The 962-nt window shown below is 29.5% G+C and carries 1 pseudogene; it reads right to left on the bottom strand.

The window, feature by feature from the left end:
* Window positions 1-962, bottom strand: a pseudogene (locus JG676_RS07690) (hypothetical protein); the annotation flags it as partial.

Here is a 962-nt window from a genome sequence, read left to right as displayed (position 1 = left end):
TACTACTTTGAATAGTTCCACTATTGGTAAAATTATTGATTGTTGTTCCACTAGCTAAACCTATTCCATAATTTCCACCACCTTGAATAGTTCCACTATTGGTAAAATTATTGATTGTTGTTCCACTAGTTAAATTAATTCCATAACCGCTGTTACTTTTAATAGTTCCACTATTGGTAAAAGTTTGAATATCAGTATTATTAAAATAAATAGCTTCATTTTTTGAATGAATAGTTCCACTATTGCTAAAATTATTGATTGTAGATTTATTATCAATTGTTCCCCAAACTGTGATACCAAATTTAGAAACACCATTTCCTATAGTGCCACTATTATTAAACGTTTCTATGGTAGCACCACCATTACTGCTATTTCCTACTTGAACACTAGCAGTATTACCTCCACCTATAAGGGTTCCTTTATTTAAAAAAGTAGAAATGGAATTTCCTTGTGTAAAATTTATAGCATTAGCATTAGCACTAGAAGCAATAATACTTCCACCACTTTCATTGGTAAAAGTATTTATATTGACACTATTTTCAATATCAATTGCATTATTGCTACTTTGAATAGTCCCGCTATTATTAAAATTATTAATAGTAGAATCTTTCCAAATTTTAATACCAAATTTAGAATTATTATTTCCTATAGTGCCACTATTTTCAAAGCTTTCTATGGTAGCACCACTTGAATTATTTGATTCTCCTATTTTTATGGCTGCTGCATCACTTTTACTTGATAAGAATCCTTCATTTTTAAAAGTAGAAGTTGAAGAACCTCCTGTAAAATTTAAGGCTGGACCAGAAGAGCTTATTTGTATAGTTCCACTACTTCCTATAGTAAGAGTATTATTACTTCCACTTATAGTATGAGTTGAATTTTGCGATGTATTTATATTAGTGCTTGTTCCATTTTGCGAACTATAAAAACTAGGTGAATTATCGCTATTATCACTATAAGTT

This window comes from Campylobacter sp. 2018MI34 (genome assembly GCF_016598975.1).
Classification (GTDB): domain Bacteria; phylum Campylobacterota; class Campylobacteria; order Campylobacterales; family Campylobacteraceae; genus Campylobacter_D.
Note: the sequence above shows the minus strand (reverse complement) of the source record. Positions and strands in the feature narration are given on the sequence as shown.